The 13046-nt window shown below is 65.1% G+C and carries 11 protein-coding genes; 4 read left to right on the top strand and 7 right to left on the bottom strand.

Annotated elements, in window-relative coordinates; all coding sequences use genetic code 11:
* Positions 1-4: 4 nt before the first annotated feature.
* The gene (locus BRA471DRAFT_RS30910) at positions 5-1174 is read right to left on the bottom strand and encodes an acyl-CoA dehydrogenase family protein (protein ID WP_007614510.1); all 1170 of its coding nucleotides are present in this window, start codon (positions 1172-1174) and stop codon (positions 5-7) included.
* A 124-nt stretch (positions 1175-1298) separates the two neighbouring features.
* On the opposite strand from BRA471DRAFT_RS30910, the gene BRA471DRAFT_RS30905 reads away from it, so the two are divergent.
* Positions 1299-2219, top strand: a complete 921-nt coding sequence (locus BRA471DRAFT_RS30905) for a LysR substrate-binding domain-containing protein (RefSeq protein ID WP_007614509.1) — start codon at positions 1299-1301, stop codon at positions 2217-2219.
* A gap of 240 nt (positions 2220-2459) precedes the next feature.
* Here BRA471DRAFT_RS30905 and BRA471DRAFT_RS30900 read toward each other — a convergent pair whose 3' ends face one another.
* Both BRA471DRAFT_RS30900 and BRA471DRAFT_RS30895 read right to left on the bottom strand, forming a co-directional pair.
* Positions 2460-3734 carry a cytochrome P450 gene (locus BRA471DRAFT_RS30900; protein ID WP_007614507.1) on the bottom strand — a complete coding sequence of 425 codons (1275 nt, stop codon included), beginning with the start codon at positions 3732-3734 and terminating at the stop codon, positions 2460-2462.
* Positions 3735-3943: 209 nt separating this feature from the next.
* Positions 3944-5209 carry a cytochrome P450 gene (locus BRA471DRAFT_RS30895; RefSeq protein WP_007614506.1) on the bottom strand — a complete coding sequence of 422 codons (1266 nt, stop codon included), beginning with the start codon at positions 5207-5209 and terminating at the stop codon, positions 3944-3946.
* Positions 5210-5582: 373 nt separating this feature from the next.
* Here BRA471DRAFT_RS30895 and BRA471DRAFT_RS30890 point away from each other — a divergent pair, with 373 nt between their 5' ends.
* Both BRA471DRAFT_RS30890 and BRA471DRAFT_RS30885 read left to right on the top strand, forming a co-directional pair.
* A complete protein-coding gene (locus BRA471DRAFT_RS30890; protein WP_371258334.1) occupies positions 5583-6728 on the top strand; it encodes a YjgN family protein in 1146 nt (381 codons plus the stop codon).
* Between the two features lie 3 nt (positions 6729-6731).
* On the top strand, positions 6732-7841 hold the full coding sequence (locus tag BRA471DRAFT_RS30885; RefSeq protein WP_007614504.1) for a M48 family metallopeptidase: 1110 nt from the start codon (positions 6732-6734) through the stop codon (positions 7839-7841).
* 18 nt (positions 7842-7859) lie between these two features.
* Here BRA471DRAFT_RS30885 and BRA471DRAFT_RS30880 read toward each other — a convergent pair whose 3' ends face one another.
* The 4 genes from BRA471DRAFT_RS30880 to BRA471DRAFT_RS30865 form a co-directional block, all read right to left on the bottom strand.
* A complete protein-coding gene (locus BRA471DRAFT_RS30880) occupies positions 7860-8069 on the bottom strand; it encodes a hypothetical protein (RefSeq protein ID WP_007614503.1) in 210 nt (69 codons plus the stop codon).
* A gap of 79 nt (positions 8070-8148) precedes the next feature.
* On the bottom strand, positions 8149-8778 hold the full coding sequence (upp, locus tag BRA471DRAFT_RS30875; RefSeq protein WP_007614501.1) for a uracil phosphoribosyltransferase: 630 nt from the start codon (positions 8776-8778) through the stop codon (positions 8149-8151).
* 156 nt (positions 8779-8934) lie between these two features.
* Positions 8935-10173 (bottom strand): URC4/urg3 family protein, encoded by a 1239-nt coding sequence (locus BRA471DRAFT_RS30870; RefSeq protein ID WP_007614499.1) that lies wholly within the window; start codon positions 10171-10173, stop codon positions 8935-8937.
* 7 nt (positions 10174-10180) lie between these two features.
* A complete protein-coding gene (locus tag BRA471DRAFT_RS30865; protein WP_007614497.1) occupies positions 10181-11437 on the bottom strand; it encodes a GTP cyclohydrolase II in 1257 nt (418 codons plus the stop codon).
* A gap of 399 nt (positions 11438-11836) precedes the next feature.
* Here BRA471DRAFT_RS30865 and BRA471DRAFT_RS30860 point away from each other — a divergent pair, with 399 nt between their 5' ends.
* The gene (locus BRA471DRAFT_RS30860) at positions 11837-12964 is read left to right on the top strand and encodes a threonine synthase (RefSeq protein WP_007614494.1); all 1128 of its coding nucleotides are present in this window, start codon (positions 11837-11839) and stop codon (positions 12962-12964) included.
* Positions 12965-13046: the final 82 nt, after the last annotated feature.

Below are 13046 nucleotides of genomic sequence, written 5' to 3'. Positions count from 1 at the left end.
GGCCTCAGTACGAGCGGGGCATGCCGAGCACGTGCTCGGCGATGAAGGACAGCACGAGATTGGTCGAGATCGGCGCGACCTGATAGAGCCGCGTTTCGCGGAACTTGCGCTCGACGTCGTACTCCTCGGCGAAGCCGAAGCCGCCATGGGTCTGGACGCAGGCATTGGCCGCTTCCCACGAAGCATCGGCCGCGAGCATTTTTGCCATGTTGGCCTCCGCGCCGCAGTCGAGCCCTGCCTCATATTTGCGCGTCGCTTCCTTCACCATCAATTCGGCCGCGCGCATCGCGGCGTAGGCCTTGGCGATCGGGAACTGGATGCCTTGGTTCTGACCGATCGGCCGGCCGAAAACGCTGCGCTCCTTGGCGTAGTTGGTGGCCTTGGCGATGAACCATTTGGCATCGCCGACGCATTCGGCCGCGATCAGGATGCGCTCGGCATTCATGCCGGAGAGGATGTAGCGAAAGCCCTTGCCTTCCTCGCCGATCAGATTCTCCGCCGGCACCTTCATGTCGGTAAAGAACACTTCGGTGGTGGCGTGGTTCATCATGGTGCGGATCGGGCGGATCTCGAGGCCCTTGTTCTTGGCCTCACGCATGTCGACGATGAACACGGAAAGGCCGTCGGTGCGCTTCTTGACCTGGTCCTTCGGCGTGGTCCGCGCCAGCAGGAGCATCAGGTCGGAATGTTCGGCGCGGCTGGTCCAGATCTTCTGGCCGTTGACGACGTAACCGGCATTGCCGTCCTTGCGCGCGAAGGTCTTCAGCGAGGTGGTGTCGGTGCCGCTGGTCGGCTCGGTGACGCCGAAGGCCTGCAGCCGCAATTCGCCGCTCGCCACCTTCGGCAGATATTTTGCCTTCTGCTCGTCATTGCCGTGCCGCAGCACGGTGCCCATCGTGTACATCTGGGCGTGGCAGCCGCCGCCGTTGCAGCCCGCGCGCTGGATCTCTTCGAGGATCGCCGCGGCCGCTGAAAGCTTCAGGCCCGCGCCGCCATATTCCTCGGGGATCAGCACCGAGAGATAACCGGCCTCGGTCAGCGCGTCGACGAAGGCCTTGGGGTAGGCCATCTCACGGTCGAGCTTGCGCCAGTATTCGCCGGGAAACTGCGCGCAGAGCTTTGCGACGGCTTCGCGGATGTCGGCGTGATCTTCGGTGTGGTGTTCTTCACTCATGGGGTTTCCCGTATATGCGGCAGTCAAGATAACGCCGGCCGATCCTCTGGCGTTGTGAAAACAACGCCAGCCCCCTATGCTCATTTGCTATAGCGTATGGAGTAGCCTTCCAGGATTGGCAAGCATGGATTTCCGTCAGCTCAGGACCTTCAGTTGCGTGGCGGAGCTCGGCAGCCTCTCCAAGGCGTCCGACACGTTGCGCGTGGCGCAGCCGGCGCTCTCCAGGCAGATCAAGCTGCTGGAACACGAGCTGCGCACCGAATTGTTCACCCGCAACGGCCGCGGCATGGTGCTCACGGATGCCGGCCGCCTCTTGCTGGCGCGCACCTCCGGCATCGTGCGGCAGATCGACCAGATCCGAGACGACATCCAGTCCTCCAAGGGGCCGCCGTCCGGCCAGGTCGTGCTCGGCCTGGTCCCGACCGTGAGCTGCGTACTGTCGGCGCGCTTCGCGCGGCGCTGCGTCGAAAAGTTTCCCGGCATTTCGCTGCGCATCGTCGAGAGCTACAGCGGCCATCTCGTCGAATGGCTGCATCGCGGCGAGATGGATCTCGCCATCCTCTACGGCCGCTCCGCCGATCTGCATCTCAACGTGGAAAGCCTCGGTCGCGACAACATCGTCGCCGTTGGTCCGCGCGGTTGTGGCCTGGCGCGCAAGAAGAGCGTCGATATCGGCTGGCTGCTGCGGCAACGGCTGGTGCTGCCCAGTCATTCCCACGGTCTCCGTGCGCTGATCGAGCACGCGGCGGCCCAGCGCAAGATCAAGCTCAACGTCCAGCTCGAGGCGGATTCGTTCCGCGTGCTCACGAGTCTCGTCGAGGAAGGCCTCGGTTTCGCGCTGCTGCCGCCCTCGTCGGTCCACGGCGAGGTCGCGGACGGGCGGCTGGAAACCGCCGTCGTCTCGAAGCCGATGACCCGCGAGCTCATATTCGCCTCTCCGATCGACCGTCCGGTCTCGACGGCCTCGGTCGCCGTCACCGCCCTCCTGCGCGAGGAAGTCGCCGCCTGCCGCAAGGACGGGGTCTGGGACATCAAGTTGAGTTAGATGTGTCCGTGCGGTTTAGGACAGTACGCCGTGTGCGACCCATCGCATGTTGTGCGAGCTGTCATGCCGGAATTTTATATCCGCGCGAAAGGCGTTTATCCTCATCCTGAGGAGCGCGTCTTCGCGCGTCTCGAAGGATGCAGGCCCTGCTCTCGGCCTCGCCCTTCGAGACGCCTGCTTCGCAGGCTCCTCAGGGTGAGGGGATAGAGTTGAACGCGCCGCAATGACGGACAGTGAAGTCTACCCCGGAATCCTCACCGGCAGTGACTCATAGCCCTTGATGAAGCTCGAATAGATCCGCTTGGGCTCGCCGACCACCTCGATGCGGTCGAAGCGCTTCAGCATCTCTTCCCAGACGATCTTGAGCTGGAGCTCGGCGAGGCGCATGCCGACGCAGCGGTGGATGCCGAAACCGAAGGAGAGGTGGGTGCGCGGCCGCGGGCGATCGATGACGAACTCGTTCGGCCTCTCGAACATCTCCTCGTCGCGGTTACCGGAGACGTACCACATCACGACGCGGTCGCCCTTCTTGATGTGCTTGCCGCCAACTTCGGTGTCCTGCAGCGCAGTGCGGCGCATATGCGCGAGCGGGGTCTGCCAGCGGATCACTTCGGGCACCATGGAATCGATCAGTTCCGGGTTGGCGCGCAGCCTGTCGTACTGCTCCGGATTCTCGTTCAGCGCCAGCACCGAGCCGGTCATGGTGTTGCGCGTGGTGTCGTTGCCGCCGACGATGAGCAGGATGATGTTGCCCATGAGATTGTCGGGATCCATGAACCGTGTAGCGTCGTTGTGCGCCATCAGCGACAACAAATCGTTGCGCGGCGCGGAATTGACTCGCTCGTTCCAGAGCCTGGACATGTAGGCGTAGCACTCGTCCATCTCGCGGCGGCGCTCTTCGGCCGAGGCAACAATGCCGCTCTTGGGCAGCGCGGTCGCGACATCGGACCAGCGCGTCAGCTTGCGCCGCTCCTCCCAGGGGAAGTCGAACAGGGTGGCCAGCATCTGCGTCGTCAATTCGATCGAGACGCGCTCGACGAAATTGAAGGTCTCGTTGCGCGGCAGATTGTCGAGCACGGTCTGCGAGCGCTGGCGGATCAGTTTTGCCAGCTCGTCCAGATGCGTCGGCGTGAACATCGGCGACACCGTCTTGCGCTGCGACGAATGACGCGGCTGGTCCATGGCGATGAAGCTCGGCCAGTCGTAGCCTTCCGGCACGTCGCGGATCCCGATGCCGCCGAGCGTTGAATCGGAGGAGAACAGGCCGTGGTTGGTGTCGACATGCATGATGTCGTCGTACTTCACCACCGACCAATACGGCTCGATCGGCGCATTGGTGCAGTAATGCACCGGCTCTTCCTTGCGCAGCCGCTCGAACCACGGCCACAGGGTATCGTCCTGGAACAGCCTGGGCGCGCCGGGGTGGAATTGCGCCAGCGGCGTCGCATAGGCCTCCTCGCGGGCCCGACGCATGCGTTCGGCCTTGTCCACTTGAACCGGCGCTTGAATGTTCATGGTGGTTGCTCCAGTGTTTGAATCGGACGCCGGGACGCAGTTCACCTCGCCCCGCTTGCGGGGAGAGGTCGGATCGCATCGTTAGATGCGATCCGGGTGAGGGGGACTCTCCACGATCCGGCTGTCACCGTCCTCGCGGAGACTCCCCCTCACCCCACCCTCTCCCCGCAAGCGGGGCGAGGGAGACAAGCACCGGCGCATGCCGCACGTCACGCCGCAATCTTCACCGGCAAGGTTTCGAGACCCTTCACGAAACTCGAATAGACCCGCTTGGGTTCGCCGACCACCTCGATATGGTCGAATCGCTTGAGGATCTCTTCCCAGATAATCTTGAGCTGGAGTTCGGCAAGCCGCAAGCCGACGCAGCGGTGGATGCCGAAGCCGAACGAGAGATGCGTGCGCGGGCGGGCGCGGTCAATGATGAATTCGTAGGGCTTTTCGATCGCGTCGGCGTCGCGGTTGCCCGAGACGTACCACATCACGACCTTGTCACCTTTCTTGATCTGCTTGCCGCGGAACTCGAAGTCGGCAAGCGCGGTGCGGCGCATATGGGCCAGCGGCGTCTGCCAGCGGATCACTTCCGGCACGAAGCTGTCGAGCAGCGCGGGATTTTCGCGCAGCTTGCGATATTGCTCCGGATGCTGGCTCAGCGCGTGGAGCGAGCCCGACATGGTGTTGCGGGTGGTGTCGTTGCCGCCGACGATCAGAAGGATGAGATTGCCGAGGAAGTTCTTCGCGTCCATGTCGCGCGTCGCGGCGCCATGCGCCATCATCGACAACAGGTCGCTCTTCGGCGGCTGCGCGATGCGTTCCTTCCACAGCCGCGCGAAATAGCCGGCGCATTCCGTCAGCTCGGCCTGACGCTCGTCTTCGGTGGCGACGAGGCCATCGGGTCCGGGAATGGTGGTCGCGATGTCCGACCAGCGCGTCAGCTTGCGGCGATCCTCCCAGGGAAAATCGAACAGCACCGCGAGCATCTGCGTGGTGAGCTCGATCGAGACATGGTCGACCCAGTCGAACACCTCGCCACGCGGCAGATTGTCCAGACACTCGGCCGAGCGCTGGCGGATGCTCAGGGCCAGATTGTCCAGATGCGTCGGTGTGAACATCGGCGCCACGGTCTTGCGCTGCGCCGCGTGGCGCGGCGGGTCCATCGAGATGAAGCTCTCGCGGCGCAGGTCCGGATCGATGTCGCGGATGGTGATGCCGCCGAGCGAGGAGGCCGAGGAGAACACCGAATGATTGGTCTCGATCTCCATGATGTCGTTGTAGCGCGTCACCGACCAATACGGCCCGAACATCGAGTCCTTGCAATAGTGCACGGGATCTTCGCGGCGCAGGCGATCGAAATAGGGCCAGAACGTATCGGTCCTGAACAGCTCTGGGTCGCCCGGATCGAACTGCTCCAGTGGCAGTGACGTAGCGCGTGCGCGTAACGCGTCGAGCTTCGCCGCGTTTTCGATGGTCCCATGCATGACCGCTCTCCCTGACATCAACCGCGCGTTCTCGTTGAATTCTGCGCTGCGGTATTTGATTTGCAATTACAGCCGGTTGTCTGCGCCGGAGCAAGGGCGAGTTTTGCCACATGGGTGTGTAGTAGCCCGGATGGAGCGAAGCGAAATCCGGGATTCAGGCCGCCACTGCCGCCGTCCCGGATTGCGCTCCGCTCCATCCGGGCTACCGGACATTCGCGAACGTGATCTCGCGCACCCCCTCGGCCGTGAAATCGTGCCAGAAAGCGACTGGAATCGAGCCAAATCGAACCCGCCCATCTTGGGGATCGACTAATCTCTGATCTATAGTTTGATCGAACCAGGTCCGCACCCCGAGGTTGCCGCCGTGAACGACATGCAATGGGCCCCTATCGGCTCAGAACCCTTACCCCCGCCGCTGCCGCCCACGCGGGTCGATTTCACCGGCAACCGCACCGAGTTTCGCAAATTGGTCACCAAGGGTGCCCTGCTGGAGCTCGTCACCTTCGGCTTCTACCGGTTCTGGCTCGTCACCGACATCCGCCGTCATCTGTGGGCGAACATCGCGGTCGACGGCGACGCCGCCGAATATACCGGGCGGGCCAAGGAGCTTCTGGTCGGCTTCCTGTTCGCGCTCGCGATTCTGGTGCCGATCTACCTCGCTTACTTCCTTGTCGGTATCGAGTTCGAGCGCTGGCAGGGCTTTGCCTCGACGCCGCTGTTCATCAGCTTCTACGCCTTCGGCCAGTTCGCGATCTTTCGCGCGCGGCGCTATCGGCTGACGCGCACGGTCTGGCGCGGCGTGCGGTTCTGGATGGACGGATCGGGCTGGGCCTATTCGTTCCGCGCCATGCTGTGGGGCTTGCTGGTGTTTCTGACGCTTGGGCTCGCGTTGCCGTGGCGCGAGGCCTCGCTCGAACGCTACAAGATGCGGCACACCCATTACGGCGATTTGCGCGGCGATTTCGATGCCGACGGCTGGACGTTCTTCAAGCGCGGCTGGTGGCTGTGGCTGCTGAGCCCGATTGCAATGGTGATCTTTCCGCTGGCGCCGTTCTTCTATGCCGAGTTCAAGGCGCGCGAGTGGCGCTGGTGGCTCGACGGTATCCGTATCGGCGGCGTCAGCGTGTCCTCGCAACTGCCGCACAACGCATTCTACGGCCTGTACTGGAAGGTAATCGGCTGGTGGATGCTGCTCTCGGTGATCTTCGCCGCCTATATCGGCGGAGCGACCATGCTCGTCGTCAAGCTGAGCGGCCTTTCGGTCGAGCAGGCGTTGGGGCCCGGCAATGCCGCCAAGAGCATCCCGACACTGGTGATGATGGTGATCGGCTACTTCGCACTCGCTCTCGCCCTCAACATCGTCATGCGGGTCTATCTCCAGCGCGATCTCTGGGCCAAGGTGCTGGAAACGGTCGATGTGCACAACATCGGGGCCGCGGCTGACGTGCGCGGCAGCGCCGAGCTTGCCAGCGCTCTGGGCGAAGGCTTTGCCGATGGACTCGATGTCGCGGGATTCTGAGCTGTGAGTGACGTATTCGCTGAGGCCCCGGCGCAGTCCGCGAAGCCGACGATCTTCTTCGACGGCGTGTCCAGCCGCAGACGGCAGGTGGTGCTGACGCTCATTGACGCGCTCGAGATCCTCGAAGAGGGTGCGACGCCCGTTCGCTGGGCCTATGCCGACATCCGCCGCGCCGACAGCCCGCCCGGCATCTTGCGACTCGCCTGCGCTTCCGCGCCGCCGCTGGCGCGGCTGGAAATCCGCGACGCTCTGCTCGCCTCAGACGTGACCGCCCGCTGCATGCGGCTCGACGAGCACCAGACCTCGCGCCGCGGCGTCGCAAAGATCGTCGGCTGGTCGATGGCTGCCGCCGTCTCCATCGTCTGCGTCGTGCTGTTCGGCGTGCCGCTCGCCGCCGACCGCCTCGCGCCGCTGGTGCCGAAACCGATCGAGCGGCGCATCGGCGACGCGTCGGAGGTTCAGGTGAAGACGATCTTCGGCCGCAACGCGTGCGAGGACGCGGCAGGGAAGGCGGCGTTCATCAAGCTCGTCAATCGGCTGCGCGATGCCGCCGGCCTCGACGACGATTCCATGACCGCGGGCGTGCTGCCGACCCCGGTGCCGAACGCGTTCGCGCTGCCCGGCGGCAAGGTCTTCGTGCTGAAGGGCCTGCTCGACAAGGCCGAAAGCCCGGACGAGCTCGCCGGCATCCTCGCCCACGAGCTCGGTCATCTCAAGCATTACGACAACATGCGCGGCCTGATCTACAACGGCGGCACCTCGTTCCTGATCGGCTTGTTGTTCGGCGACGTCACCGGCTCGAGCGCCGTGATCTTCGCCTCGCGTAGCGTGGTCGAGGCCTCCTATTCGCGCGAGGCCGAGACCGCCGCGGATACGTTTGCCATCGAGATCATGCACAAGCTCGGCCGTTCGCCGAAGCCCGCGGCCGAATTGATGTTCCGCATCACCGGCAAGGAGGGCGGCGGCCTCACGTCGATCCTGGCGAGCCATCCGCTGACCGAGGACCGCCTCGCACGCATGACGAAAGAAGACCGCCCCGCCAGCGGCGCGCCGCTGCTGACCGATGCGGAGTGGCGGTCACTGAAGGGGATCTGCGGCAGCGGCAAGGTATAACGCGCCGCCCTCGGCGCATCATTTCGCGGGCGCAGCAGGCGGGTTCGATCCGGTGGTGACGCTCGGCGCGTTGTTCGGGCTGGAGGTCGTGGTCTGCGGACCGACGTCGCGTCCATTGTAGAAGAAGACGGCCGCGACCACGGCGATCACGAAGATCGCGCCGATCGCCCAGCCCACCGGGCTGTTGCGGCGTGCTCTGTCTGCCCTGCGGTCATCCTGATAGGTCATCGTGCTCTCCATCGTAGAGCAGGAAGAACCTTGCGCGGGCGAAGCTGTTCCTAACGTGACGCGGTTTGCGGGCCGGCGCCTATCTTGTCCCGTAGGCGCGGTCGCCGGCGTCCCCGAGGCCCGGCAGGATAAAGCCGTTCTCGTCGAGACCTTCGTCCACCGCGGCCGTCCAGATCGGGACGTCAGGATGCAGTCCGCGCAGCCGCTCGAGCCCTTCGGGGGCGGCGATCAGGCAGGCGAGGCGAATATCCTTGGCGCCGCGCTCCTTGAGCCGGTCGATTGCGGCCACAGCCGTGTTGGCGGTCGCAACCACCGGCGTCACCACGATCGCCAGGCGCTCGCTGAGATCGGACGGCGATTTGAAGAAGTACTCGACCGCCGCAAAGCTGTGCGGCTCACGATAGAGTCCGATATGGGCGACGCGCGCGGTCGGCACCAGGTCCATCATGCCGTCGACGAAGGTCGTGCCGGCGCGCAGCATCGGCACGAATACCAGCTTCTTGCCCGCGATCTTGGCCGAATGCATCGTCGCCAGCGGCGTTTCGATGACGGTATCGGCGAGCGGCAGGTCGCGCGTCACCTCGTAGCACAGGAGCATGCCGATCTCCTTGATCAGCTCCCGAAACGATTTGGTCGAGATCGATTTGTCCCGCACCAGGGTCAGCTTGTGCTGCACCAGCGGATGATCGACGATCGTAACGCCTTGCATGGAACGCTCCTAACGAAATGCACTTGGGTGAAACGCGACGGGCCGATGCTTCCCTTCTCCCCTTATGTCCGCCGAAGCCTTGGCGAAGGCGGATGTGGGAGAAGGTGGCGCGAAGCGCCGGATGAGGGGTCTGTTTCCGCGAACTCGAACGAGAGACTAGAACACCGTGCCGTCGCTGATCACCGTGAGCGGCGGCGAACCGTCGGGCCGGCGCGCGAAGGCGATCGCGCGGCCCGCGGCCCAGGTGCCGCCTTCCAGAATGCTGGCGAGCGGCAATGTTTCAGGGGTGCGGCCGAGTTTTGCGCGAACCAGTTCGGCGAGCCGGTCCAGCAGCGCCACCGTCAGCGCGCGCCACTCGACGACGAGCAGGGAGTCCACCGCATGCGCATGTTCGGCGTCAGCGGCGTCGCGCAGGCGCAACACCTCGTGATCGACGAACAGGCCGCCATTGCGATATTCGGCCAGCCCGGTCAGGCCGTCGATGTCGGTGACGTCAATTCCGGCGCGCTGCAGCGGCTCGATCAGCGAATAGCTCAGCCATTGCGACAGCTTGTGCAGAGGCACGAGGCCCGAGGTGGCATCGCTGGCCTTGATCGCCGGATGGCGCCAGCAATCGCCGAGCGGAATCCCGGCAAGCTCGAGCCGCGACGGCCAGATCGGTCCGAGCTGGTTCAGCACCGCCGATAGGATCGCGGGCGCGGGAACCGCGCCGCCCTTCGCCTGTGCCGCGATGTGATCGAACAGCCCGCCCGGCCGCGGCGTGTCGTGCGAGCCGAACACGTCCGCGCGCTCCGCCACCAGCTTGCCCAGACGCCGCAGCAGATCGGTCCGCCCCTCGAGCCCGAGCAGCGGATTGGCATCGCTCACCTGAAAGGCCGGAGTGAGCGCGGCGAGCGGCAGTTGCGCGAGCACGTCGGCATCGGCCCTGAAAGGCGCGCGGGCATCGTGGGAAAAAAGACCGCTCGCGAACATGTCGAGACTTGCAATCGCCAGTCCTTCGGATCGGCCGATGCTTTGTCCCGTCACAGCGTCGCGGTATCGCCACGCCGCACCCGCGCCGGCATCGAGCAGCACGCTGACGATGGCAAGGTCGAACTCCGCGCGCGCCCGTGCCGCGCGATCGGTCCATGACGCCGAATCCGCAAGCCGCGCCCAACGGTCGACGCCGCCGAGCACGAAATGCCGCCAGCGCGCATGGAACGGAATCTCCAGCGTGGGATAGGCTTTTCGCGTAACAGCCAACACGGCGTCGGCAACGCCGTCCATGCGATCGAGATCGATCGTGAAGTGCGTCAGCCCTCCGTTCAGGCCGATCTCGAGCATCTCGCCGGCACGCGCGCGAACCGCTGCTGCGCTGAGCAGGGAACGGGCCTGCAATTCCAAAGCGTCTGCCATCAATCGATCAGTATTTTTCCAGCGAACGCCCGACCACGCCGTCGACGTCCTTCTCCGGCGCGATGTCGGTGGAGTAATAGCCGGCGGCCTTCTTCGCGGCGATCTCGACATAGGCGTCGGCGGGAATGAGCTCGGGCGGGATCGGCACGCGCTCGACAATGTCGATGCCCTGAGAGGTCAGCGCGTCGTGCTTCATGTCGCTCATCGACAGGAAGCGGTCGATGCGCTTCAGGCCGAGCCAGTGGATCGTATCCGGCATCAATTGCTGGAAACGCGCGTCCTGGACGCCGGCGACGCATTCGGTGCGCTCGAAATAGGCGGCGGCCGCGTCGCCGTCTTCCTGGCGCTTGCGCGCATTGTAGACCAGGAATTTCGTGACCTCGCCGAGCGCGCGGCCTTCCTTGCGGTTGTAGATCACGAGCCCGAGCCCGCCCTCCTGGGCGCCGCGCGCGGATTCCTCGATGCCGTGAATGAGGTAGGGGCGGCAGGTGCAGATGTCGGAGCCGAACACGTCGGAGCCGTTGCACTCGTCATGCACCCGGCAGGTGATCTTGGTGCGGTGGTCCGGCAGCTTGGTGACATCGCCGAACATGTAGACGGTGGTGCCGCCGATCGGTGGCAGAAACACCTTCATGTCCGGCCGGGTCACGAGCTCAGGGAACATGCCGGCGGTCTGCTCGAACAGCGTGCGCCGCAGCTCGGTCTCGTTGGTGGCAAAGCGCTCCGCAAGACCCGGCAGATACCAGACCGGATCGATCGCGATCTTCACCACCGACACGCTGCCATTGGCGTGCACGACGTCGCCGTCGGCGCGCAGGCGCTTGGCGGCGAGCGCCTCGCGGATCTCCGGCAGGTCCAGCCGCGCACGCGTCACCGCGATGCTCGGCCTGATGTCGATGCCCTCAGCGATGTCCTTGCCGAAATTCTCGGCGACGAGATGCCCCCAGGGATCGAGCGCGACGATCTTGGCGGGATCGCTCCATTGCGGAAACGGCCCGATGGTGGCGGCCGGAAAGGTATTGGTGAGGTCGGGACGCCGGATCGGATCGAGTGCGCCGGCGGACACCGCGAGCGCGCGGTACATCGCATAGGAGCCGCCATGGCTGCCGATCACGTTGCGATCCCCGGCGCGCGACACCGTGCCGATGATCGGCCCGCGGGCGCGTGCGTCGGCGGCGCCCCAGTGGATCGGGAAGGCGGCTGTCCTGCCCGGCTCCGGATGGGAGGTCAGGCGGATGTGGTCGGTACGGTTCGCGCGGCTCATGACCAAACTCCCAAAAAGCCAACGGCCCGCCGCTCGGACGGGCCTTGGCTCGTCGCGCTGCCGATGCGGAACATCGGCGGCGCGAGCTCAATCCAACATATTGTAGCGGGCAGTCGCGACAGACAAGTTAATCGTGCTGCGCGGGGCAGGGCGGCTCGCGGCCAAATTCCCGTCATCCCGCGACCCGGCAGCGCTTGCCCGAGTGCCACGCCACCGCACTGGCGGAGCTCGCTGCCATCGCCGTAAGCTGATGAAGTAATTATGGTTTTCACGTTTTCAAGGGGCGGTGCACGGGTTGCGCGGCGGTCGTCGAGTTTCCGGACAAAACGTGTCATCAAACCAAACGTACAGATCGCCTTTGCCCTATCGCCAACCTCATCGTCTTCCTTGGAGACCGCCATGCCCGCCGCCGCCTACATCGATCCCCGCAACGGAAAGCTCTATCCGCTGGACCAGCCGCGCTGGTGCTCGGACGAACGCACGCCGCTGCTGGTGACGCGGGGGGCCGGGATGTCGCGCGAGGACATCGACGGCCGGGCGCGCTCGCTCTGGCGCTACCGGGCGGCGCTGCCGGTCGAGATCAAGACTCCGATCACGCTCGGCGAAGGCTGCACGCCGCTGGTGCAGCAGGCCTGGGGCGAGCTGCGCCCGTTCTTCAAGCTCGAATGGTTCAACCCGACCGGCAGCTTCAAGGACCGCGGCTCCGCCGTGATGCTGTCCTTTCTTCGGCAGATCGGCGTCGAGGCCATTCTGGAGGATTCGTCCGGCAATGGCGGCTCGTCGATGGCGGGGTTAGGTGCCGCCGGCGGCATGCGCGTGAAGATTCTCGCGCCGGCATCGACGTCGCCGGCCAAGATCGCGCAGGTCCGCGCCTATGGCGCGGCAGTGCAGCTCGTCGAGGGCCCGCGCGAGGAATCGGAGGCCGAGGCCATCCGGCAGTCCAGCCAGACCTTCTACGCCAGCCACAATTGGCAACCGTTCTTCCTCGAAGGCACCAAGTCGCTCGCCTATGAGATATGGGAAGATCTCGGCTTTCGCGTCCCCGACAACGTCATCGTTCCCGTCGGTGCCGGCAGCTCTCTGCTCGGTTGCGCCTTCGGCTTCCGCGAGTTGCTCAAGGCGGGCCAGATCGCCAGGCTGCCGCGCCTGTTCGCGGCGCAGCCGCTCAATTGCTCGCCGATCGATGCAAGCTTCAAGGCGGGTGTCGATACGCCTGTCGCCCGCGAGGTCAGCAAGACCATCGCCGAAGGCACCGCGATCAAGCATCCGCTGCGCCTGCGCGAGATCATCGGCGCGTTGCGCGAGAGCGGCGGCGGCACTGTCGCGCTCACCGAGGACGAGATCGTCGCCGCGCTGCGGCGCCTTGCGCGGCAGGGCCTGTTCGCCGAGCCGACCAGCGCCAGTGCGGCCGCCGCGCTGGACAAACTGTCCGCCACCGGTGCCATCAGGGCGAACGAGACCACGGTCGCGGTCCTCACCGGCACCGGCCTCAAGGCCGCGACCATCGTTGCCGATCTCGTGCAATAGGACCGCAAGGAGGCGAAGCCGTTGCCGTCATGGGCCCGCGTTGAACCTTTGGCATCCGTCGTCAGCCTCATGAAAACCGACC

This window comes from Bradyrhizobium sp. WSM471, assembly GCF_000244915.1.
In the GTDB taxonomy this organism is placed as follows: domain Bacteria; phylum Pseudomonadota; class Alphaproteobacteria; order Rhizobiales; family Xanthobacteraceae; genus Bradyrhizobium.
The sequence above is the reverse complement of the archived record's forward strand: the minus strand, read 5'-3'. Positions and strand labels throughout refer to the sequence as shown.

Bases quoted from the DNA above. Each gene is read 5' to 3' on its own strand.
- BRA471DRAFT_RS30910 (WP_007614510.1), bottom strand. From the start codon at position 1,174: ATGAGTGAAGAACACCACACCGAAGATCACGCCGACATCCGCGAAGCC.
- BRA471DRAFT_RS30905 (WP_007614509.1), top strand. From the start codon at position 1,299: ATGGATTTCCGTCAGCTCAGGACCTTCAGTTGCGTGGCGGAGCTCGGC.
- BRA471DRAFT_RS30900 (WP_007614507.1), bottom strand. From the start codon at position 3,734: ATGAACATTCAAGCGCCGGTTCAAGTGGACAAGGCCGAACGCATGCGT.
- BRA471DRAFT_RS30895 (WP_007614506.1), bottom strand. From the start codon at position 5,209: ATGCATGGGACCATCGAAAACGCGGCGAAGCTCGACGCGTTACGCGCA.
- BRA471DRAFT_RS30890 (WP_371258334.1), top strand. From the start codon at position 5,583: ATGCAATGGGCCCCTATCGGCTCAGAACCCTTACCCCCGCCGCTGCCG.
- BRA471DRAFT_RS30880 (WP_007614503.1), bottom strand. From the start codon at position 8,069: ATGACCTATCAGGATGACCGCAGGGCAGACAGAGCACGCCGCAACAGC.
- upp (WP_007614501.1), bottom strand. From the start codon at position 8,778: ATGCAAGGCGTTACGATCGTCGATCATCCGCTGGTGCAGCACAAGCTG.
- BRA471DRAFT_RS30870 (WP_007614499.1), bottom strand. From the start codon at position 10,173: ATGGCAGACGCTTTGGAATTGCAGGCCCGTTCCCTGCTCAGCGCAGCA.
- BRA471DRAFT_RS30865 (WP_007614497.1), bottom strand. From the start codon at position 11,437: ATGAGCCGCGCGAACCGTACCGACCACATCCGCCTGACCTCCCATCCG.
- BRA471DRAFT_RS30860 (WP_007614494.1), top strand. From the start codon at position 11,837: ATGCCCGCCGCCGCCTACATCGATCCCCGCAACGGAAAGCTCTATCCG.